The sequence below is a fragment of the Rhizobium altiplani genome (genome assembly GCF_001542405.1).
GTDB classification, from domain to species: domain Bacteria; phylum Pseudomonadota; class Alphaproteobacteria; order Rhizobiales; family Rhizobiaceae; genus Rhizobium; species Rhizobium altiplani.
This window is the reverse complement of record NZ_LNCD01000106.1, coordinates 231,423-252,205: the sequence shown is the minus strand read 5'-3', so window position 1 is coordinate 252,205 and position 20,783 is coordinate 231,423. Positions and strand designations below refer to the sequence as shown.

Sequence of the window (20,783 nt, the reverse complement as noted above, 5' to 3'; positions counted from 1 at the left end):
GACATCCGCCGCGCGGAAACCTCACATGCTCGCAAAACACAAGCGGCGGAGGAGTTCGGATATGCGGCTCAATCTTATTGCGGCAACGAGTACGATCGCGCTCGCCTTGGCATCTGCGGCCTATGCCGCTGACATCAACCAGGCTGGGGCCAAGCAGGTTCAAGAAAGCCTGACGAGACTGCTGCCGAAGAGAGTGGCGAAAGACGGTTTCGTGACCGTCAATCCGGCTGGGACACGCTACGAGATCATCTATGATTTTGCGAAGCTTCTGAAGAGCATCGATCCGGGCAGCTTTACAGTCACCGGCTTGACGCCCTGGTCGATGTTCGCAACGCGATTGGATACCGGTCTGTGGAGCGTGGAGGGGAACAATTCCCTCAATGTGTCTGGCAGCTTCAAGGCGTCGGGACAGCCAAAGACGGAATTTGCCTACATCATCGAGACCTTCATTTTCAGTGGCGTTTTCGACCCGGCGATCGGCTATCTCCGCTCGGGCGACTTCTCTACGAAGGCCGTGAATTTCTCATCCAAGACCGAAGCCGAGGAAGTAAGCGCCGGCTTTGATAGCATGAAATACAAACTGACGTCGTCGGAGGGTGCTGCGGCCGGCACGACGAATTTTGCCACCAGCGGCTCGGCCGCGGGATTCCTAGAGAAGATCAGCAGTCGCGAAGTGCCTCCGGTCGAAATCCGCGCTGACACAATCGATTTCGCAGCGGCGGTGAACGGCCTGCCCGTGAACAAGGTTCGCGACATCATCATGTTCGTGGCCGACCACGCCGACGAGAAGAAACTTGCTGTGGCGGACGGCGAGAAGTTGAAGGAAATGCTTCGTGACGCGTTTCCGTTGCTGACGAGCTTCAACGAAACGATCGACTTCAACAATCTCACAGTGTCGAGTGCCGCGGGTAACGGTGGCGCCAAGAACCTCAATTATGAGGTTGCACTCGACGGCGCGACCGACGCGACGCGCTTTGGAGTGGGTGTGACGGCGGATCAAATAAGTTTCGCGAGCGCGATCGTTCCTGCGGCCTATTCAGACTTCGTGCCCCGGCAATTGCAGCTGCAGTTGGCGATACCCAACATGGATTTTGCGGCGTTCGGCGATGAGTTTCTCAAGGTCGATTTCAGCGGCGCATCGTCAGAAGACAGCGGCAAGAAGGCGGTCGAGCGGCTCTTCAAGGGCGGCGAATTGGTCATGGAGTTCCCGAAGATCAGCGCGGTCTCGAGCGTTTACGATGCCGAGATTTCCGCAAAGGTCCGCGGACGGGTCGATACTTCCAAGGATTATTCCATGGAAGCGACGGTTCTGGCGCGTGATCTCGACAAGACGATCGCCGCCGTTCAGGAGCTTGCGAAGACCAACGCCGAGCTCAATCAGGTGTCGTTCGGCCTGATGATGGCCAAGGGCTTTGCGAAGACTGATCCCGACGGGCGCCAACGCTGGGATATCAGCGTCGCGCAAAACGGCTCCGTCACGATCAACGGCCAGGTCATCAAGGGCGCGGATTGAGCCTGCTACGTTAGCCTTGCAGCTCAAGGCGAGGGGCCTTGCGGGGCGCCCCCGGCAGGTCCATGCTGTGTTGCCAGTGTCGGCTCTCTAGGTGAGGCCGGTGCGCTCAGAGAGGCAGGCCGATGAATTGTGCCGCCTGTGGTTTTGCGATCGAAAGTAGTTTTGCGTTCTGCCCGAAGTGCGGCGCAAGACAACCGATCGTCTGCGCCTCCTGTGGCGAGACATGCCAGCCCGATTTTGCGTTTTGCCCAAAATGTGGAACACCTCTTGGCCCGGCCGAAGGTCGTGCAGTTCCTGCCGAACCGCCGCCGCGAGTCCCGCCTACATCGATGCCTGACGATGCCGCCGACCGGCGTCCGCTGACCGTTCTGTTTGCCGATCTCTGCGGCTTTACTGCGCTCAGCGAGAGAACTGACCCGGAACTGATGCGCTCGCTGCAGAACGAACTGTTCGAGGAGTTGACGCGGGCCGTGGAGGCTTATGGCGGCTATGTTGACAAGTTTGTCGGTGACGCGTTGCTTGCGCTGTTCGGGGCCCCGACAGCACATGAGGACGATCCCGATCGTGCCCTTTGCGCAGCACTCGACATGATTGCGGGTGCTGACCGCCTTGGCGCCAAATGGCTGGATCTGGCCGGTGGAGATCCGCTGCAGCTGCATGTCGGCATCAACACAGGGCCGGTGGTCAGCGGTGGTTTCGGAGCGGCGGCTGCGCGATCCTACTCGGTGACCGGCGATACAGTGAATACGGCCCAACGACTGCAAACGATGGCGGGTCCAGGCGAGATACTGGTAGGCCCGGTAACCTACCGTCTGACGCGGCACGCGTTCGCGTTCGACAATCTCGGTTCGCTTGCCCTTCGCGGGAAGACGGGAAATGTACAGGTACATCGTCTCCTCGGACGGATGGAGACGCCTCACGCCGCGCGCGGTTTGGAAAACCTAGGCCTGCACGCCGAACTCATCGGGCGTGACTCGGAACTGTCGCGGATGTCCAATTGCCTGGATCGCGCCAGTGGCGGCAATGCGCAACTCGTCCAGCTCGTCGGTGAGGCTGGCATCGGCAAGTCAAGATTGGTCAAGGAGTTTCTGCAGAACGTCGCCGAAGCCGAGCGGTTCAGGCAGGTGGTGGTACGGCGTGCCGTCTGCTCACCCCTCGGAGAGCAATCCTATGGGACGCTAGCATCGGTTCTGCGCAGCGCCTACGGGATAGCTGAGCGGGAAACCGCAGCCCGGACGGCCGAACTGCTGGCAGCGGGATTGGTCGACCTTGGTTTTAGCGAGAGCGAGGTCGCGGGTCTGACGCCGCTCCTTTCTCATGTCTTTGGCCTCGGCGATCCGGATGGAGCACTGCGGTATGTCGAGCCAGAGCAGTTGCGGCGGCAGATCTTTTACGCCACGCGTACGATCTTTGAACGGCGGCTGTCGCTAAGCCCACTGCTGCTGGTGGTGGAGGATCTCCATTGGGCGGATGCCGCTTCGATCGAGGCGCTACGCTTCGTCCTGGACCGGCTCGAACGTACGCGCCTGATGATGCTGACGACAGGACGGTCGGTTGCCGAGGGCGAAGGCCTGGAGTCAAGCCGGATCAACCGCACCGTCATGCGGCTCGCGCCGCTTTCGAGTAAGGATGGCGAGGCTCTGCTGACGCAATTGTTTGGCGTGGACAGTTCCGTGCCTGCGAAGACGCGCTCACGAATTCTCGCGCGAGCGGGCGGCAATCCGCTGTTTATCGAGGAGATCGTACGGGCGCTGATCGAGACCGAGGCACTTCATTTCGAGAACGGATGCTGGCGCATGGCGGGTGGCGAAATGGGAACCGAGGTGCCGATGAGCCTGCAGGCGATGCTGCTGGCGCGCGTCGACCGCCTGCCTCCCGACGTCAAGCGTTTGGCGCAGGAAGCTGCCGTTATAGGTCCACGCTTCGATCTGGCATTGCTTCGCGCCGTCGCATCGGATGCAGAGCGTGTCGAGCGTGGGCTGGATTATCTCTGCGAGGCCGAGGTCGTTGAGGAAACGCCTGGTGCTGCTTCTGCAAAGGCGATCTCTTATTGCTTCCCGCAGCAGCTATTGCACGATGCCATCTATGGCAATCTCTTGCTACAGCGCCGCAAGGAGCTGCATGCCCGTATCGGGGCCGCGATCGAGAGAATACATTACGGCATACCCGCTCGACTCGAGGATATCGCACAACTCGGCCGTCACTACTGCCGGGCCGACGAGGTGAGCAAGGGCGTCCGATACGTCATGGCCGCGGGCGATTTGGCCCGCAAGACCTACGCAAACGACGATGCGATGCGCCTCTACCGCGAGGCGCTTGCGGCAATTTCGGATAACCCGCAAGCCGGTTCGGAGTTGCTTGCTCTCTATGAACGGTTCGCTGATCTCTGCGGGCCGGCGGGAGAGCGGGAGACGGCCCGCGAACACTATGGCCGCGCACTGACGACCTTAAAGGAAGCTGGTGATCAGCCGGGTGCGGCGCGGATCCTGCGCAAGCTCGGCCGCCTCAATCTTGCTGCGGGCAGAAGTGATCTTGCGGACGCCGACTATGCGCAGGCCGCCTCGCTGTTGGGCGAGAGCAATGCACCCATCGAACTTGCCCATCTGCTTCAGGAGCGTGGGCATCTGGCCTTCCGCAAGGGCGATCAGAACGCAGCCGCGCGTTGGGCCGATGATGCACTGTCCTGCCTCAACACTGCAACATTGGATGGGGAAGGCTCCGTGGCCTCGGAGGCTGCGCAGGTGCGAGCGGAGGCGCTGAATACAAAGGGGGTGGCGCTGGCGCGGCTGGGGCGGCACCGCGAGGCGGTGCGCGAAGTCGAGCGAAGTCTGGAGGTTGCCGAAACGGCGGGGCTTCTCGGCGCGGCCTGTCGCGCCTATTCCAATCTCGGCGTTCTCTATACGATCGTCGATCCGCGGCGTGCCATCGATGTGTGTCGCCAGGGCCTCGATGTTGCCAAGCGCATCTCCGACCTCGGTTTTCAAGCCCGGCTTTTCGCCAACCTCGCGGTCGCCTGCTGCACCTTCACCGACAACTGTGCCAAGGAGGGAGTGCCGGCGGCTGAAAGAGCGATCGAGATCGACCGGGCGCTGGATCAGCGCGATCACCTGGCGGTGCCCCTCATCGTGCTCGGACAGATCCATCAGTGTCACGGGGAACCAGACTTGGCTCGGAACTACTACGAGGAAGCGCTTCAGCTCGCGCGTGAAATCGGCGAGCCACAGCTTCTCTTTCCATGCTATGATGGGCTTGCGACGTTGAACCTGGAAAAGGACGATATGGCCGAGGCGGAGCGCTACTTTTCGCTCGCGCAGGATGTTTGCGTCAGGCATGGGCTGGATCCCGACGCGCTGGTCGTGCTGCCCTTCCTGGATTGAATCAATGCCGGCAGGTAAGGTGCTGAGTTTTCGCTATTTTTTCTTCTGCTCGGCTTGCTCGCCGACGCGCAAATGAAGGAGGGTGCCATGCCCGAAAATCAAAGCGAGAGACCGCTGCAGCCCGGTGACCGCGCGCCGAACGTCATTCTCGATGCGATCACGCGTCAGGGCAAGATATCGATCGATGACTTCCGAGGACAGAAGCCGGTTTTGGTCGGCCTGTTTCGCGGGCTCCACTGTCCATTCTGCAGGCGGCAAATCGCCGCGATGGCGAGCCTGGCGGGCGACCTCCAGCAAAAGGGAATCGAAAGTCTGACGGTGGTCAATACGCCTATCGATCGGGCACGCCTCTATTTCCGGTATCATCCCTTGCCCAATCTGCTGGCGGCCTCCGATCCCGACAGGGTATCGCATCGCGCCTTCGGGCTTCCCAACATCGAGTTCACGCAATCGGAAACAGCGTGGCCCTACAAGGTTAGCCTCGACACGCTAACGTCGATGCGCGTCGATATGCCTGACCTGCCTGAGCCGATGGCCCCGCTGGCGGCTGTTGAATACCTCGACAATGCCGATGGTTACGAGTTCACGGACGACGACAAGCGGATGATTGCGACGGGTGAGGGCCAACTGGTCGGCGAGTTCCTTCTTGACCGCGACGGCGTCGTCAGATGGTGCTTTACCGAGGTGGCCGACGATGGCCGACGTATGTTTGGCGTACCGGCTCCCGAGGAGGTCATGTCGGCCGCGTCAAACATTGCTGCCTAAGCGACTGCGGTCAGTCAGATCCGCTTGTCGCGCTTTTACTCGTTTCGAAAAACGGAGTTCGGCTCCCGCATAAGCGGAAGCCGACTTGTCAGGGTCGCCACTTCATTACCTGCATGCGCCCTGGCGTATGATGCGGAAGCCGCTGTTGTTAGCTTCACAGGTATTCGAGAAGGTGCGCAGTTGTGAACCTCGTTGGCCGCAGACTGGGCGGTACTCACGCGTGCATATGCCACCGGGCCGCGGCGGTGGCGGACGCTGCGGGCGCACTGTTATGCCGGGCTGGCGGCGGCACTGGCCGCGGCTGATGACCGTAAAGTTGGCTGCTTGAGCCTGGCACGCGTTAGAGAAGGTCTGAACACGTCCGCTGCGTTGGCCGCAGACCGGAGCGTACTCCATGGTACACACCTGCGGCCTCGACGGAAGAGGTGTCGGACGCGATGTCATCGGAGGCGGCCGGCGGCACTGGCCACGGCTGATGATTGTAAAGTTATTGGCACGCGCCTGGCATGCATTGGCGAAGGTCTGGACACGTCCGCCGCGTTGGCCACAGACGGGATTGTATTCCAGAGTGCATATCTGCGGACTGGGCGCGCGAGGTGGCGGGCGCCAATAATTGGGTCCTACGTCGGCAGTGCAGGCAGACAGAAGCGAAATGAGCCCAAACAGGGCGATCTTCCGAGGCAACAGGAAACCGGCGAGCGTCATGACTCTTCCCCTGCAGCTAGATTTCTTTTCAAATCCTAGCTCAAGTTGCATTTTCGGGGAAGATCAAACGTCTGCGGTGTTGAAAGTTTTGAAACGCTTCAGTCGAACAGGCTGGAAACCGACTCTTCCTGGCTGGTGCGGTTGATCGCTTCACCGATCAAGCTCGCCGTGCTCACAACGCGGATGTTGTGAGCTGACTGGACAGCCGTCGTCGGCTGGATCGAATCGGTGATGACGAGCTCGCGAAGCTTCGACGAGGTGATGCGGGTGACCGCGCCCCCCGAGAGAACGCCGTGGGTAATATAGGCGGTGACGCTTGCCGCCCCTTTGGCAAGCAACGCATCGGCTGCGTTGCAGAGCGTGCCGCCGGAATCGACGATGTCGTCGATCAGCAGGCAGTCCTTGCCTTCAACTTCGCCGATGATGTTCATGACTTCGGATTCACCCGGGCGGTCGCGGCGCTTGTCCACGATCGCCAGGAGACAGTCGAGACGTTTGGCGAGCGCGCGGGCACGAACAACGCCGCCGACATCAGGCGAAACCACCATGACGTTGCTGATGTCGTAGTTGGCCTTGATATCACGGGTCAGGACCGGGATGGCGTAGAGATTGTCCGTCGGAATATCGAAGAAGCCCTGGATCTGGCCTGCATGCAGATCGAGGGTTAGCACGCGATCGGCGCCGGCTTCCGTTATGAGGTTGGCGACGAGCTTGGCGGAGATCGGCGTGCGCCCCGAGGCACGGCGATCCTGGCGGGCATAGCCGAAATAGGGAAGAACCGCAGTTATGCGGCGCGCGGACGAGCGGCGCATCGCATCGATCATGATGAGCAGTTCCATGAGATGGTCGTTCGTCGGAAAAGACGTGGACTGGACGACGAACACGTCTTCACCGCGAACGTTTTCCTGAATTTCCACGAAGATTTCCTGATCGGCAAATCTTCTGACGCTGGCTTTGCCCAAAGGCACATTGAGATAGCTGCAGATCGCTTCGGCGAGATGCCGGTTCGAATTGCCTGCGAAAACCTTCATCTTGGTCCGCCTATTTCCTGCTGATAGCCGCGCTTTTTAGCCAGCTTGCTCCTGAATGCAAGGGCTAAGGCGTCATCTGCGCTCATATTTCTAAAAACCTTGTGGCTTAACCGCCGCGAGCATCGCGCCACGTTGAGAAGTCGGTGATGGTTTTCGAGGCGATTTGCTGCATAACCGAGGCGGGAACGCCGGCCCAGGGATCCTGCGCCTCCGAGGGTACGCTTTCCTGTCCCTGGATGCGGTGCAGGCGCGCGCCGCTGCCATCGAGAATATCCCAGACATAGACCACGGTGACCTTGCCGCTGTCGGAAAAGGCGGAGAGGTATCCCTTCAGAATGTAGGCGCTTGAGCTGTCGTTCGAGCTCTTGATGGAAAGGCCGTGCGAGCGGGCCTCCGCTCCGAGTTGGCGCGAAAGCGGTGTAACCGCCTGAACCGGTGCCCCGATGATCGGAAGGAAGCGGACGGTCGTCTCACCTGCCGAGGACGAACTCGTATTCAGCATGGCAGTCTGGGTTTGCTGTCTAGGCGGTTCGCGAGCGGGCGCTTCCACCATGTCTTCTTCCTCGGCCTGGGCGTTGGATATTGGCTCCGGCAGGGTCTGCGCCTTGATTGGCACGGAGGATGCCGGCGAGCGCATATCGCTTTCCAAGGCCATCGCCTGGGCTTCCATCGTGGTAGGCGGTGCGCCTGAACCTTGACGATAGCTCGCCTGGCTGTAGGCGGGATGATATCCGTTCGACCGCTGCTGGGCGGCAAAGGCCTGCTGGCGGGGCTGGGTTCCTGCCATGCGTTCCACGTCGCCCTGCGTTACCGGCGATGAGCGCATGTTTGGTGAGGAATCGCCGATGTCGACCAGCGGGACCAAGGCGTCGGTGGTGTTGCAGGCGGTTAGGGCAAAGCAGGCAAGGAGCACTGGCGCAGTCGCGACTCGCGTCATCCCTCGTTACATCCTTCCCAGTGCCGGCCCCATGCACTTTATGAAGGCCGGTGCCGGTCTGTGTCAATTCCGGATTCTTGTCTCAGACGTTGATGAAATCCAGAGAGTGGCGGGAAAGCGCGCGGGGTGTGTTGTCCGTCGTGAGATAAGTCTGCCCGAGGGTCATCGCAGTTCCCGTGTCGGAATCCATGATGATCATGTGCACGAAGAGCGACATGTTCGGTTCGATTGCTTGCGGATTACCGACATGGAACATCTGATGCTCCATCCAGGATGGCGAGAAACGGGCGCCCAGCGAGTAGCCGCAGGCATTGAGGCGATGGCGCGACAGGCCGCGCTCGTCCATGATTTTCGCATGCATATCGAAGACGTCGCCGAAGCTGCGGCCCGGCCTCAATACCGTTTCGATTGCCTGGATGGTTTCGAAGCAGGCGTTGTAGAGTTCGCGATGGCGATAGCTCGGTTCGCCGATGACGACGGTACGCATCATTCCCGCATGGTAGTGCGCGTAGGCGCCTGCCCATTCGAGCGTCAACTGGTCGTTGGTATCGAGCTTGCGGCGGCCGGCCTTGTAGCGGCAAAGCAGGGCGTCCTCGGCAGAGCCGATGATGAATTCGTTCGCGGAATAGTCGCCACCACCGGCAAAAACGGCGCCCTGCATCGCGGCCAGAATATCCGCTTCGTCTGCGCCGGGATTGGTCAGCGCGAGTGCCGCATCAAGCGCATCGTCGGCCAATACAGCAGCGCGTTCAACATAGGCGACTTCGGCTGGGCTCTTGATCAGTCTCAGGCGGCTGACGAGATAGGACGCGTCGACGATCTGGCCGAAGGACGTCAACTGCGCGTCGAGCATCCGGGCTACGCGGCCCGTCATGCCATGGGTGTCGTATTCGACGCCGATCCTGGCTCCGAGCAGATCCATCTCGACCAGCAGGTTCCGAAGGTCGACGGTCGGATCGGCATTTACGCGGTCGACCCAGACTTGCACGTTTTCCAGAATGGAGGTGTGTTTCGCCTGACGCAGGTCGGCAGAGCGCGTGATCAGCGCCATCGTCCCGTCGGCCTTGACGACAAGCGTTTGGAAGAAGCAGTAGCCGAAGGTGTCGTAGCCGGTCAGCCAGTACATGCTTTCCTGGGCAAACAGCAGCAGGGCATCCAGCTTCTCTTCGCGCATCTTGTCTGTCAGACGCGCGAGGCGGACGGCGAATTCGGGTCGGTCGAAGTGCAAGGCCATACCGCTCAAATCTCCCTGATTGCGATTGCAGAAATCTGCCGACCGTAGTCCGGCTCTTTGTTATGTGTGGTCCGGCGGTACGAGAAGAAACGCTCGGCATCGGGATAGGTGCAGAGCCCAAGGCTTTCTGCGCGGATGCCGGCGGCTCGCAGCCGGTCGATCGTCAGGGCAGGGAGGTCGAACATCGCGTGTTCAGGCTTTCCTGATGGCACGAAATAGCGCTCGTAAGATGGATCCTGAGCGACAAAGCGTTCCACAAATTCCGGCCCAACCTCGTAGCTCGCCTGGCTGATCGATGGGCCGAGGCAGGCAACGATGGCTTCGCGCTTCGCGCCAAGCTGGACCATCGTGTCGATCGTGTTTTCCAAAACACCGGTAAGGGCACCCTTCCAACCTGCATGAGCGGCGCCAATGACACCGTTTTCCGAATCGGCGAAGAGGATTGGCCCACAATCGGCAGCCAGCACCCCGAGCGCTATGCCCGGAGTTGCCGTTACCAACGCATCCGCTGAGGGGCGGGAGCCGTTATAGTTCCTGTCGACGACGACCACATCGGGAGAGTGTACCTGGTGCACAGTAGCGAGACGCTCGACAGGCAATTCAAACCAGCTAGCCACGCGGCGGCGATTCTCCTGAACCTTCTCGCGCTCATCGTGCGAGCCGAGGCCGACATTCAGGCCGCGATAAATGCCGTCCGAAACGCCGCCTTGCCGGGTGAAGTAGCCATGGAGAATTGCGTCACCGGTTGCCTCTTTCAGCAGCGCGCTTTGGATCGGTGCCGGAGATGCTGCTTGCGTCATTAGAACTTCCAAAATTGCTTGAATGCTTGTGCGCCTTACTGGATGGCAATGCCTGGTCGATTGCCGCGGATGTTGGCCCAGCGGCGCTCGCGCTGTCAATCCACCGAACGGAAGGGCATCAAATCCACCGTCGGGTGCGAGACCGCCAGCACCTTGAAGAGTTCGCCCATACGCCCTTCACCTTCGCCGGCCAGTCGGTCGACTGCGGTCTGGATGATTTGCTGCGTATGTGGTGCTCGATCCCGGCCAAGCGCGGCAGCGCGATCGAGAATGCCGAGGCCGACGAGAAAATCGCCCTGGTGAAGCATGCCGTTGACGTGGACCCCGGCCGCAGTGGCGGTCTGTGCCAATGCCTGGAAATCGACGTGGCTCGTCAGGTCCGCTTCACCGGGATGCGCCAGCGGCGGATCATACTCATGCATGCGCACCGCCTGCAGCGTGTCGCCGTAGCCACTCACAACGTGCCCATAGTCAATGGCGACAAGCGTCCCGCCATGTTCTTTCAGGCGATCGCAGATCGATAGCATCACCGACTGGCGCGCCGGCGAGACTTCGAAGATTGTTCCCGGGAGTACGTCCTCTTCCGGCCAGGGGAGGAGGCTTGAATCGATCCCGGCCACGCCGGCGCCGAATGTCAGTTCGCCTGCTGCGTCGACGCCCACCATCCGCTCGCGGAAGCCCGCCGGCGTCCGCACGAACTGACGGATCGGAATCGCATCGAACAACTCATTTGCCGCGACAAGCGAGAATCCCGGCGGGACTTCATCGAAGCCCTGATGCCAGCTGACCTTGTCGCCGTGGGACACCAGCGTCTCCTGCTGGATGTCGCGCAGCCGCTCGCTTGTCTCGACGAGGTGCACGGTCATGTCTCCGAAAAGCGGCGGCGCGATACGGGAAATGACGCGCAGCATATCCGACATCATCGTGCCGCGACCGGGACCGATTTCGATGAGACGGACACCTTTGGGCGTCCCGTGTCGCTGCCAGGCATGGACGATGAAGACGCCGATCATCTCGCCAAAAAGCTGGCTTACCTCGGGTGCAGTCACGAAGTCACCTGTGCGGCCAAAAGGCTCGCGGGTCCTGTAGTAGCCATGTTCGGGGTCGGCGAGGCACAGCGAAAAAAAGTCCGTGACGCTGATCGGGCCGTTCGCCTGAATGATAGCCTTGATCTTCTCACCGAGCGCGGTGCTCATGAATGCCCCTCCTGTCCGGCTGCGATCAGTGCTGCAGGGCAGCCTGACGGCGAGCGCGAAGCATGGCCCAGATTCCCAGCAATACCATCGGCGTGGAAAGCAGCATGCCCATGGTGAGCCAATTGGTGCCCAGCAGGTAGCCCAGCTGGGCATCCGGTTCGCGGAAGAATTCGACGAAAATGCGGGAAAGCGCGTAGCCGCAGACGAAAACGCCGGTGACGAAGCCAGGGGTCTTCAGTGCGCGGAAGCCGTAGATCAGCATGGCGAGAACCAGGAGGAGCACGATGCCCTCCAGACCTGCCTCGTAGAGCTGGCTGGGGTGGCGAACAAAGTCGCCGCCGGGGCAGTAACCGTCGGCCCGCTCGATATATTGGTTACAGAAAACCATGCCCCAAGGCACATCGGTCAAGCGCCCCCAAAGCTCACCATTGATGAAGTTGGCGACGCGGCCGCAGAACAGGCCGATCGGGACGACTGCTGCGACAATATCGAACAGGCTCCAGATCGGTATGCTGTTGCGCCGCGCGAAGACGATCATCGCGATGGTGGTGCCCGTCAGGCCGCCGTGGAAGGACATGCCGCCATTCCATATCTGTATCGCCCGGATCGGGCTCTCGATGACAGCAGGCATGTCGTAGAAGAGGATGTAGCCGATGCGGCCGCCGAGGACGATGCCGAGCGCGACCCAGATGATGAAATCGTCCAGTTGCACCTTGGTGATCGGGGACACGTCGCCCGGCCACAGCTTGTTGTTCCCGGCGATCTGACGCGCGTAGTACCAGCCGAGCATGATGCCGGCGACATAGGCAAGTCCGTACCAGTGAATTGAGAGGGGGCCGAGCGAAAAGGCGATCGGGTCGATCTCGGGGAACGGCATGATCGCCACGTAGTTGGCTGCTGTCGGCAAGGTTGTCCCATTCGGTGGCGCAAAGCCCGGAATATGGAATCGGGCGTCTGACGCGGTTCAGTTCAAGGCGTCCTTTGCGACTTTCTGAAGGCGCGCCGAGCTTGATGTGGGCGGAAGATGGCGCTGCGATCAAGAGCGGTCAAGTCGATTGTTGGCGATCAGAGGCCGCCGGCTGGCTTATCCAGAGCAAACCGCTTGCATCCTCCGCGGCGAAGCCCTACCTCATTCTTGAGGGGCCGAAGTGGCCCTAACTGGTCTATAGCAAAGGGAGAAAATCGCCATGACGACTGGAGCAAACCGCATCATGGACGAGTTCGCCAAGCTGATGACGGATGCGGCCGGCGCTGCCCAGGGTGTGCGCAAGGAAATCGAGACAGCCTTCAATGCGCAGGCGGAGCGCTGGCTCAATACGCTCGACATCGTGAAGCGCGAGGAATTCGAGGTCGTACGCGAAATGGCGATCAAGGCGCGCGATGAAAATGATGCGCTGCTTGCGCGGATCGCCGCCCTTGAAGAGAAGCTTGCGGCCAAGGGCAAGTAATTCCCGTTGTGAGACAGGCCGTGGTGTGACCTTTATGAGACACACCGCGGCTGCGGCCTAAAAACCAGGTGCGGTTATCCACCTGTGGACACTGCCAAAAAGATCAATGGGCAGAGTCATTTAAACCCTCCTTCTGAATCTAAACCCGAAAAGCTTTCCACAGTGCCGTTCCCTAAAACGGCCTTCAGGGGCTGGCGTGTCGCCGAGCCCGTTATACACTGATTTTAAATGATGATTCGAAGCGGTTGGTAAGCTCCAGGCAGGTTTGACTGCGTTAAGTCTGGTAGTGGTTCAACGGTCATCACGGTTGGTGGTTCCGGCTGTTGCGTGTGTTCTCCTTGTGTCTCGTTGACGAAGTTGGTTCGCATTCACTCCGGTCAAGAAGGTGCTGCATGAGCCTCATGGAATTGGAAGTCGAGCGTCAGTCGAACCCGGTCGACATGATCGAGTACGTCGCCGCCAATAACGACTGGTCTTTCGAGCGGTCGGGTGACGACGAAATTGCGATGACGGTTGAAGGGAAGTGGGCCGACTACCACGTTTCCTTTTCCTGGATGGAAGAGTTCGAGGCGCTGCACCTTGGCTGCGCCTTCGACGTCAAGGTTCCCGAACAGCGCGTTAACGAGGTCACCAAGCTCTTGGCCGCGATCAACGGCCAGGTCCTGATGGGACACTTCGATCTTTGGCGCCAGGAAGATGTCATCATCTTCCGTCAGTCGCTGCTGCTTGCCGGCGGTGCGGAGCCGACCAATCGACAGGTCGAGGTTTTGCTCGCTAGTGCGCTCGATACCTGTGAGGCGTACTATCAAGCGTTCCAGTTCGTGATCTGGTCGGGCATGGAGGCGAACCGCGCCATGGAAGCGGTTCTCTTCGAAACCGTCGGCGAGGCGTAAATGTCATCCGCATCTTCAGGTCCTATCGTTCTTATCGGTGCCGGCAATATGGGGGGCGCAATGCTCTCTGGCTGGCTGAAGAGCGGAGTGGCCGGTTCTTCCATCGTCGTCATCGATCCCGGTCCGTCCGAGCAGATGATGAAAACAATCAACGATGCCGGCGTAACGCACGTTACCTCGGCTCATGCCGGGCTGACGGCAGGCGTTCTCTTTCTGGCGGTCAAGCCACAGGTGATGGATGCCGTGCTGCCTCCGGTCAAGGGAACGGTGGGATCAGAAACCGTCGTTGTGTCGGTCGCCGCCGGAAAGACGCTGTTGTTTCTTGAAAAGCATCTCGGTGAGGCTGCGATGGTGCGCGCTATGCCGAACACCCCGGCCATGGTCGGTCGTGGTGTTACGGGTGCGTTTGCCAATGCCCGCGTCACCGATGCGCAGCGTGAGCACGTCCATTCTCTCTTGCGTGTATCCGGTCCGGTAGAATGGGTTCCAACCGAAGCCGACATCGATGCCGTTACGGCGCTGTCGGGAAGCGGACCGGCTTATGTGTTTTATCTCGTCGAGTGTATGGCAGAGGCAGGCCGTAAACTTGGCTTGCAGGCGGACCTTGCCATGCGTCTTGCACGGGAAACGGTCGCGGGGGCTGGTGAGCTTTTGCACCAGTCCCCCGACGACGCCTCGCGGCTGCGGCAGAACGTGACATCGCCGGGCGGCACGACCGCCGCCGCGCTTTCGGTCCTGATGGCCGAGGACGCGATGCAGCCTCTTTTCGACAAGGCCCTCGCGGCAGCGCGCAAGCGCGCCGAAGAGCTTGCCGGCTAAGGACAACCTGTATGGCTGACGAAATCACCTATGCCGACTTCGAGCGTGTCGACATTCGTGTCGGTACGATCGTCGAGGCAAGTCCGTTTCCGGAGGCGCGAAAGCCGGCCTTCAAGCTGCTGATCGACTTCGGGCCAGAGATCGGTCTCAAGAAGTCGTCGGCCCAGATTACGGTTCACTATACGCCCGAGAGCCTTGTCGGTCGGCAGGTTCTCGGCGTGGTGAACTTTCCGCCACGGCAGATCGGCCCGGTCCGCTCGGAAGTCCTGACCTTGGGCTTCGAGGATGAGGCGGGAGCGATCGTTCTTGCAAGAACCGACAAGCCCGTACCGAACGGCAAGAAGCTGATGTGATCAGTGGATCTCGCGCGACAGCGGATCGGTCAGCGAGAAATCGTGGAATACGGCTTCGAAGCCGGCGCGTTGCGGCGAGCAGAATACCGGCCCGACGGCAACCTCTGCATACGCCGGATCGATCCACGCAAGGCGTGCCATGCGCCAATCTTCCATGCGGTCCGTTCTGTATTGAATGAACAGCGCATCGCCATTGCGTGTCACCCGCACGCCCATGCGCTCGAATGTGTGGTCGAGCCGAAAGGCTGACCAATCAGAATTGCCGTTGGTCACGACGACGCTGAAATGCATGGCGCCATCGGTATATTCGATCCCGCATTTCATCCAATGCGTGGCATCAGCCCGTACCATGAGGCCAGCCTGATCGTAGAGTTCCTGGTAGCGTCCCGAGAAGGAAACCTCGGCGGTGAAGTCGCCTTGTCGCGACCGGTGCAGGAAATGTCCGTCGTCGCGGTGGAAGCCGTAATAGGTCCCCTGCCAGAAATCGGTCTTGGGTCCCGACCAGACATGCAAATCCCCGCCGCGCATCTCGAAGCGAGGCGGCGGGTTCAGCCATGTCATTGAGCTCGTGTCCATCGTCATCTTTTCCTCACGCGGGCAGGCGGACGGTCGCCCGAAGGCCACCCAGAGGGCTGTCGCCAAGCGTGACGTTGCCGCCGTGGCTTCGTGCGATGTCGCGCGCGATTGCGAGGCCCAGGCCGGTGCCCGAGGCATCGAGATTTCGGGCTTCGTCGAGCCGGAAGAACGGCTTGAAGACGTCCTCGCGGTTCCTTTCTGGAATCCCCGGGCCGTCATCGTCAAAGGTGATCGTCAGCCACTTGGCGCTGTGCCTGGCGTTGATGTCGAGCGTGTTGGCGTAGCGGCGGGCATTTGAGGCGAGGTTGGTCACAAGGCGCGTGAAGGCGTTCGGACGCACCAAGATCTCGTCGTCTCCGTCGATCGAGTATGTAAGCCTCTTGCCGTCGTGAAGTTCGAAGTCTGCCGCCACTCGTGCGAAGAGCTCGCTGAGCTTCAGGTCGCCAACGTCCTCTTCGACCTCGCTTCGGGCAAACGCCATGTAGGCCTCGAGCATCGACTGCATATCGTTGACGTCGTCGTTCAGGCCGTGAAGCTCCGGATTTTCGCCGGCCAGTGCCAGCTGCAGCTTGAAGCGGGTCAGGATCGTGCGCAGATCGTGGCTCACTCCGGTCAGCATCGCCGTGCGTTGCTCGATCTGTCGCTCGATGCGCTCGCGCATCAGAATGAAGGCAAGGCCCGCACGACGAACCTCATCTGCCCCACGCGGGTGGAAGTTGTCGGCCTTCTGTCCCTTGCCGAAGTTTTCGGCGGCGTTGGCCAGCGCTAGGATCGGGCGGATCTGCCCGCGCAGGAAGAGGATCGATATGCCAATCAGGACCAGCGAGGCGCCAACCATCCACACAATGAAGATGTGAGTGTTGGAGGCATAGGTCGAGCTACGCCGTGCCAATACGCGAAGGATCTTGTCTTCGAGCTTGATGCGGATCTCGACGAGGCTGGAGTCGCCGAGCGTGTCGATCCAGAAGGGGCGCTTGATCTGATCGCTGATCTCGTCGCTCAGGATACCGTCCAGGATGGAGAAGAAGGGCTTTGTGCGTGGCGATGGCAGATCGCCGTCCGGTTCGATCGAGATCTGCAAGTTCATCTGATCGCGTGCGATACGGGTGACTTCGCTAAAGTCCGTATCTTGCGGATAAGTCTCGATGATCTGGATGATGGCCGCTATGTCGCGCGTGACGGCAGCTGAAAGGCGTTGGGTCACCATCTGCCAGTGGCGCTCCATGAATACGGCGGCGACAACAGACTGCAGGAGCACCATGGGGATAATGATGATCAGCAGCGAGCGGACGTACAGGCCCGTCGGCAGATAGAGCCGAAATCTGCGCAGCATCCACCGCCAGCCGCGGGCGGGCGAGCGGTCGTCGCGCCGAAGAGAGTCGAATGTCACCATTTGGCCGCTGGTCCTGGGGTTGCGACTGTCAATCGATGCTCAATCGGTATCCTATACCACGAACCGTCTGCAGCCAGACCGGATTTGCGGGATCGTCCTCGATCTTGCGTCTCAGGCGATTGATCTGCACATCGATGGTGCGCTCACCGACATCGACATCGTTGCCGATAAGCTCGTGTCGCGGAATGGTATCGCCGGCGCGTTTGGCGAACAGCAGCATGATTTCCTGCTCGCGATCCGTCAGCCGGACGACTTCGGACGCCTTCTTCAGCTCCTTGCGTGTGAGCGAGAAGGTATATGGTCCGAACATCACCTGTTCGATTTTCGGCGCATCGTTCGAGACATTGCGGCGCAGGATGTTGTTGACGCGCAGCACGAGCTCTCGTGGGTCGAAGGGCTTGGCCAGATAATCGTCGGCGCCTGCCTCGAGGCCCTCAATGCGGCTGCCTGACTCCGCCAGCGCCGTGAGCATGATGATTGGCACGTTCTTGATCGTGCGCAGACCCCTGGTCACTTCGATCCCGGACTCACCCGGCATCATGACGTCCATGATGATGAGGTCGAAATCCAAGCCGGCAAGCTTGCGTTGAGCTTCCGCGCCATCCGCGGCCACGGTCACCCGGAAGCCGTTCTCGGTCAAATAGCGGTTGAGCAGGGCGCGGATACGCGTGTCGTCATCCACAACAAGCAAGTGCGCAGCGTCGTCCGAAATCACTGTCTTTGTCGCCATTCAATCCGCTCTCGAGTTTGGTCTATTCCGCATACCTCTGAGGAAGGCCTTTATGCCTTCCCGTACCTCCGGAGAAGCCCCGTCGAATGCTCTCTCAATACGGCGCGATTGCGGCTCCGCCAGAGCAAGAGCAAGCTCGCGCCCCATCTTGGTAGGATAGAGCTTGCGCTGCCGCCTGTCTTCAGGCCCCGCAATCTGTCGAATATACCCCGAATCAATGAGTTGTTTGAGCACTCTTGCAAGACTCTGCTTGGTTATCTTCAACGTATCCAGCAGATCGGCAACCGTCATGCCCGGGTTGCGGTTAACAAAGTGAACGACACGGTGGTGCGCGCGCCCGAAGCCGATCTCTGCCAGGATGGCGTCAGGATCCGAAACGAAGTCACGATAGGAGAAGAACAGAAGCTCGATGATCTCAAAATCGATGGTTTCTGTGTTTTCCATCGGCATTTTCAGCAGTTCGGGCTTGCCCGCCTTTGGGCTCGTCTGGCGTGCCAATTTGGCATTTCCTTTCTTGTTGCGCACCTCGCGGGAAGCTCAGATAAAAATATGCCAGCATTTGACGTATCTTTGCGCCGTTGCTTGCTTCCCCCACGCGTCGCGAAGCCGGAAGGGGATGCCGTTTCCACCGGAAATTTGGCCCCACTTCGCAAACTTCACCACAATGCGTAATTTTCCCCTGTGTCAGTGGATAAAACGTATCGGGGATAACAATCAACAACAATGGCGTACGGGCGCCGGAGGAGAGCGAACGGCTGCGGTGCGTTCGTTCAGTGGAAAAACGCAAAGATCCACGTGTCGACCTATGGGTTTCACTCCGCAACCTGGTGTTCATGGGAGAACACGGCTGGGCGGTGACGGAAATCGGGCCACACCGGTTTATGCCGGCGACGATCAGCGAAACACTGATGAGCGACTATGTAAGAGAGATAGATCGCGTGGCCGCTGCCGCCGACTATCCTCCAGCAAAGGACAGCGACCGGGTTCCCAGGGAGCCTCGGCCGCTTCTCGATGGGCTATCTATCGTGCGCGGGCGGCTACCGCTCCTACGATCGTCGACAGGATGCCGCCGCCGATCAGGCCGCCGATACCGTCGGCAATCAAACCGGTCATTGCAGCTTCGCCGCCGACCATGCCGAGCAGCATGCCACCGCCGATGCCACCGATCGCGCCGGCGATCGTCCGGGCGACGGTATTGATTGCAACCTGCTTCAACGCGCCGCTTGCGACGTTGCCGCCGACTGCACCCGCTATTACCTGTGTGATGATGGGCAATAAGGCTTCCACGATTTCCCTCCTTCGCGTTTCCTCAAACGCCACTGCCGGCTGCGCGATCCGAAAGGATAGCCAGCCCTACAGGCGATCCGACCTCCGACCGGGAGCAGGGGATATCGTCTGAATTTCAGTATTTTATCATAATTGAATATTTAGTGGAATGGAGAGCAACCCACGCGTGAAAGTTTTCCACGCTGTCTGCGTAAAAAAGGCGCCCGCGGGGCGCCTTTTCCGTGTTGTGCGTTACAATCAGTTGTAGACGTAAACGATGCGGCGGGTGCCGGGGTCCACAAGGACCGGTCGATCGTTGATTCGGACATACCGATACTGATAGTCCGGAATTTCCTGGAACGTCACATCAGCCGGCACGGAAGCACCCACGACGACATCGCCACCGAGGCGCACGGTCTGTGCCGGATTGGTCTGGACATAGGTCGTGACGGTTTCAGGTGGGGTAACGGCGTCGACGGAGCCAACCGGTCCAAGCAACTCGTCGCCCGGTGCCGGCTCAGGAGCGACGCTTGCCGTCGTCTCATAGGTCACGACGGGAACGCCTAGATCGGACTGGTGCTGCTCGACGACGACGGGGCTGCCACCCTGTTCGACCTGCAGATACTGAGCATAGACCCAGCCGCGCACGCCGTTGACGTCAACACGGCACCAGCGGCTTCCCTGGATGCAACCATCCAGCATTGCCTGCGAGCCGCGCGTCGCGATTCCGATTGAGGGATATTGCGGACCGGGGCCTGCGCGAACGTTCAGATCGTTGATGGCCGTGGCAACCATGTCCGCCTGGGCAAGACCGGCGCTTCCCACGACGATCGCGCCAGCCAGGAACAGATTTCGCTTCAAGGTCATCTCGTTTCTCCTTGTCTTAATACAGGCAAGTAACGTTTGGGGTGCAGACGATGTTCCGCCGCCTTCGCTTTCGCCGGTAAACGATTGTATCGACGTGTTAAATTCGAACGTGGCTGGTGATCGAACCCTGAAGCCAGACTGTGTTCACTAAATCGCGGGCTGCGCACGGTGTGATTTCGGACTATAGGAACCCGGGACAAAGACAAGCGAGGCACTCATGGGCATGCTCCAGGCCGGCATTATTCCGGTGACACCATTTCAGCAGAACTGCACGATCCTCTTCGACCCGGAGACCAAGGAAGGCGTCGTTGTCGATCCCGGCGGCGATGTCCCGGCGATCCTCGAGGCAATCACGGCGAACGGGTTCGACATCAAGGAAATCTGGCTGACACATGGCCATCTCGACCACGCAGGTGGAGCTAGGGAGCTCAAGGAAGCCCTGAACATCGATATCGTCGGTCCGCACGAGGACGATCTTCCCTTGCTGCAGCGGATCGAGACCCAGGCGCAAAAGTATGGCATCCCGTCGGGCATGCAGAATGTCGTTCCGGATCGTTGGCTGAAGGATGGCGACAAGGTCTCGTTTGGCACGCACGAGTTCGAGGTGTACCACACACCAGGCCACGCGCCCGGCCATGTCATCTACTTCAATCGCGCACAGAATTTTGCCCATCTGGGCGACGTGCTTTTCAACGGCTCGATCGGTCGGACGGATCTACCCGGGGGCAATCACCAGCAACTGCTCGATTCGATCCGCGACAAGGTCTTGCCGCTGGGCGATGACGTCGGCTTCATTTGCGGACACGGGCCGGGCAGCCGGATCGGCGACGAGCGACGGAGCAATCCCTTCCTGCAAGGGATCTGAGCACCCAAAACAAAA

21 protein-coding genes are annotated in these 20,783 nt (G+C 60.2%); 8 read left to right on the top strand and 13 right to left on the bottom strand.

All coding sequences use genetic code 11. The annotated features are described in order from the left end of the window. Window positions 1–61 precede the first annotated feature (61 nt). The 3 genes from AS026_RS26410 to AS026_RS26400 all read left to right on the top strand — a co-directional run bounded on the left by AS026_RS26410 (window position 62) and on the right by AS026_RS26400 (window position 5,655). Entirely contained in the window at window positions 62–1,513 is a 1,452-nt protein-coding gene (locus AS026_RS26410) for a hypothetical protein (RefSeq protein ID WP_062372849.1), read from the top strand. A gap of 122 nt (window positions 1,514–1,635) precedes the next feature. Continuing rightward, a complete protein-coding gene (locus AS026_RS26405) occupies window positions 1,636–4,890 on the top strand; it encodes an adenylate/guanylate cyclase domain-containing protein (protein ID WP_062372846.1) in 3,255 nt (1,084 codons plus the stop codon). A gap of 87 nt (window positions 4,891–4,977) precedes the next feature. Continuing rightward, entirely contained in the window at window positions 4,978–5,655 is a 678-nt protein-coding gene (locus AS026_RS26400; RefSeq protein WP_018857229.1) for a peroxiredoxin-like family protein, read from the top strand. A 105-nt stretch (window positions 5,656–5,760) separates the two neighbouring features. Here the strand turns inward: AS026_RS26400 and AS026_RS40510 are convergent, their stop codons facing one another. The 7 genes from AS026_RS40510 to lgt form a co-directional block, all read right to left on the bottom strand. Beyond that, complete coding sequence (locus tag AS026_RS40510) at window positions 5,761–6,360, bottom strand: Kazal-type serine protease inhibitor domain-containing protein (protein WP_082728609.1); 600 nt, start codon at window positions 6,358–6,360, stop codon at window positions 5,761–5,763. A 98-nt stretch (window positions 6,361–6,458) separates the two neighbouring features. Then, window positions 6,459–7,391, bottom strand: coding sequence for a ribose-phosphate pyrophosphokinase (locus AS026_RS26395; RefSeq protein WP_018857228.1), 933 nt, complete (start codon window positions 7,389–7,391; stop codon window positions 6,459–6,461). Between the two features lie 106 nt (window positions 7,392–7,497). After that, window positions 7,498–8,328: a hypothetical protein gene (locus AS026_RS26390; protein WP_062372843.1), complete on the bottom strand. Its 831-nt coding sequence runs from the start codon at window positions 8,326–8,328 to the stop codon at window positions 7,498–7,500. 82 nt (window positions 8,329–8,410) lie between these two features. Then, a complete protein-coding gene (locus AS026_RS26385) occupies window positions 8,411–9,562 on the bottom strand; it encodes a M24 family metallopeptidase (RefSeq protein ID WP_062372839.1) in 1,152 nt (383 codons plus the stop codon). A gap of 5 nt (window positions 9,563–9,567) precedes the next feature. Then, window positions 9,568–10,362: a peptidoglycan editing factor PgeF gene (pgeF, locus tag AS026_RS26380; protein WP_018857225.1), complete on the bottom strand. Its 795-nt coding sequence runs from the start codon at window positions 10,360–10,362 to the stop codon at window positions 9,568–9,570. A gap of 95 nt (window positions 10,363–10,457) precedes the next feature. Next, complete coding sequence (locus AS026_RS26375) at window positions 10,458–11,558, bottom strand: class I SAM-dependent methyltransferase (RefSeq protein ID WP_062372836.1); 1,101 nt, start codon at window positions 11,556–11,558, stop codon at window positions 10,458–10,460. 25 nt (window positions 11,559–11,583) lie between these two features. Further along, complete coding sequence (gene lgt / locus AS026_RS26370; RefSeq protein WP_062372831.1) at window positions 11,584–12,465, bottom strand: prolipoprotein diacylglyceryl transferase; 882 nt, start codon at window positions 12,463–12,465, stop codon at window positions 11,584–11,586. Window positions 12,466–12,745: 280 nt separating this feature from the next. On the opposite strand from lgt, the gene AS026_RS26365 reads away from it, so the two are divergent. The 4 genes from AS026_RS26365 (at window position 12,746) to AS026_RS26350 (ending at window position 15,071) form a co-directional block, all read left to right on the top strand. Continuing rightward, a complete protein-coding gene (locus AS026_RS26365; RefSeq protein WP_007534115.1) occupies window positions 12,746–13,006 on the top strand; it encodes an accessory factor UbiK family protein in 261 nt (86 codons plus the stop codon). A gap of 392 nt (window positions 13,007–13,398) precedes the next feature. Then, window positions 13,399–13,899, top strand: a complete 501-nt coding sequence (locus tag AS026_RS26360) for a type III secretion system chaperone family protein (RefSeq protein WP_018857221.1) — start codon at window positions 13,399–13,401, stop codon at window positions 13,897–13,899. Beyond that, entirely contained in the window at window positions 13,900–14,718 is an 819-nt protein-coding gene (gene proC / locus AS026_RS26355; RefSeq protein ID WP_025661720.1) for a pyrroline-5-carboxylate reductase, read from the top strand. Window positions 14,719–14,729: 11 nt separating this feature from the next. Further along, window positions 14,730–15,071, top strand: coding sequence for a tRNA-binding protein (locus AS026_RS26350; protein WP_025661721.1), 342 nt, complete (start codon window positions 14,730–14,732; stop codon window positions 15,069–15,071). On the opposite strand, the gene AS026_RS26345 is transcribed toward AS026_RS26350, so the two are convergent. The 6 genes from AS026_RS26345 to AS026_RS26320 form a co-directional block, all read right to left on the bottom strand. After that, window positions 15,072–15,653 (bottom strand): DUF1349 domain-containing protein, encoded by a 582-nt coding sequence (locus AS026_RS26345; RefSeq protein WP_025661722.1) that lies wholly within the window; start codon window positions 15,651–15,653, stop codon window positions 15,072–15,074. It lies immediately after the preceding gene. Window positions 15,654–15,660: 7 nt separating this feature from the next. Beyond that, complete coding sequence (locus AS026_RS26340; RefSeq protein WP_025661723.1) at window positions 15,661–17,040, bottom strand: ATP-binding protein; 1,380 nt, start codon at window positions 17,038–17,040, stop codon at window positions 15,661–15,663. Between the two features lie 28 nt (window positions 17,041–17,068). Further along, window positions 17,069–17,770, bottom strand: a complete 702-nt coding sequence (locus tag AS026_RS26335; protein WP_018857216.1) for a response regulator — start codon at window positions 17,768–17,770, stop codon at window positions 17,069–17,071. Then, window positions 17,771–18,268 (bottom strand): MarR family winged helix-turn-helix transcriptional regulator, encoded by a 498-nt coding sequence (locus tag AS026_RS26330; RefSeq protein WP_018857215.1) that lies wholly within the window; start codon window positions 18,266–18,268, stop codon window positions 17,771–17,773. It lies immediately after the preceding gene. A 522-nt stretch (window positions 18,269–18,790) separates the two neighbouring features. Beyond that, the gene (locus AS026_RS26325) at window positions 18,791–19,057 is read right to left on the bottom strand and encodes a hypothetical protein (RefSeq protein WP_025661724.1); all 267 of its coding nucleotides are present in this window, start codon (window positions 19,055–19,057) and stop codon (window positions 18,791–18,793) included. A 237-nt stretch (window positions 19,058–19,294) separates the two neighbouring features. Continuing rightward, on the bottom strand, window positions 19,295–19,903 hold the full coding sequence (locus AS026_RS26320) for a DUF1236 domain-containing protein (protein WP_025661725.1): 609 nt from the start codon (window positions 19,901–19,903) through the stop codon (window positions 19,295–19,297). Window positions 19,904–20,120: 217 nt separating this feature from the next. Here AS026_RS26320 and AS026_RS26315 point away from each other — a divergent pair, with 217 nt between their 5' ends. Next, complete coding sequence (locus tag AS026_RS26315) at window positions 20,121–20,768, top strand: MBL fold metallo-hydrolase (protein ID WP_018857212.1); 648 nt, start codon at window positions 20,121–20,123, stop codon at window positions 20,766–20,768. The last annotated feature ends 15 nt before the right edge of the window (window positions 20,769–20,783 follow it).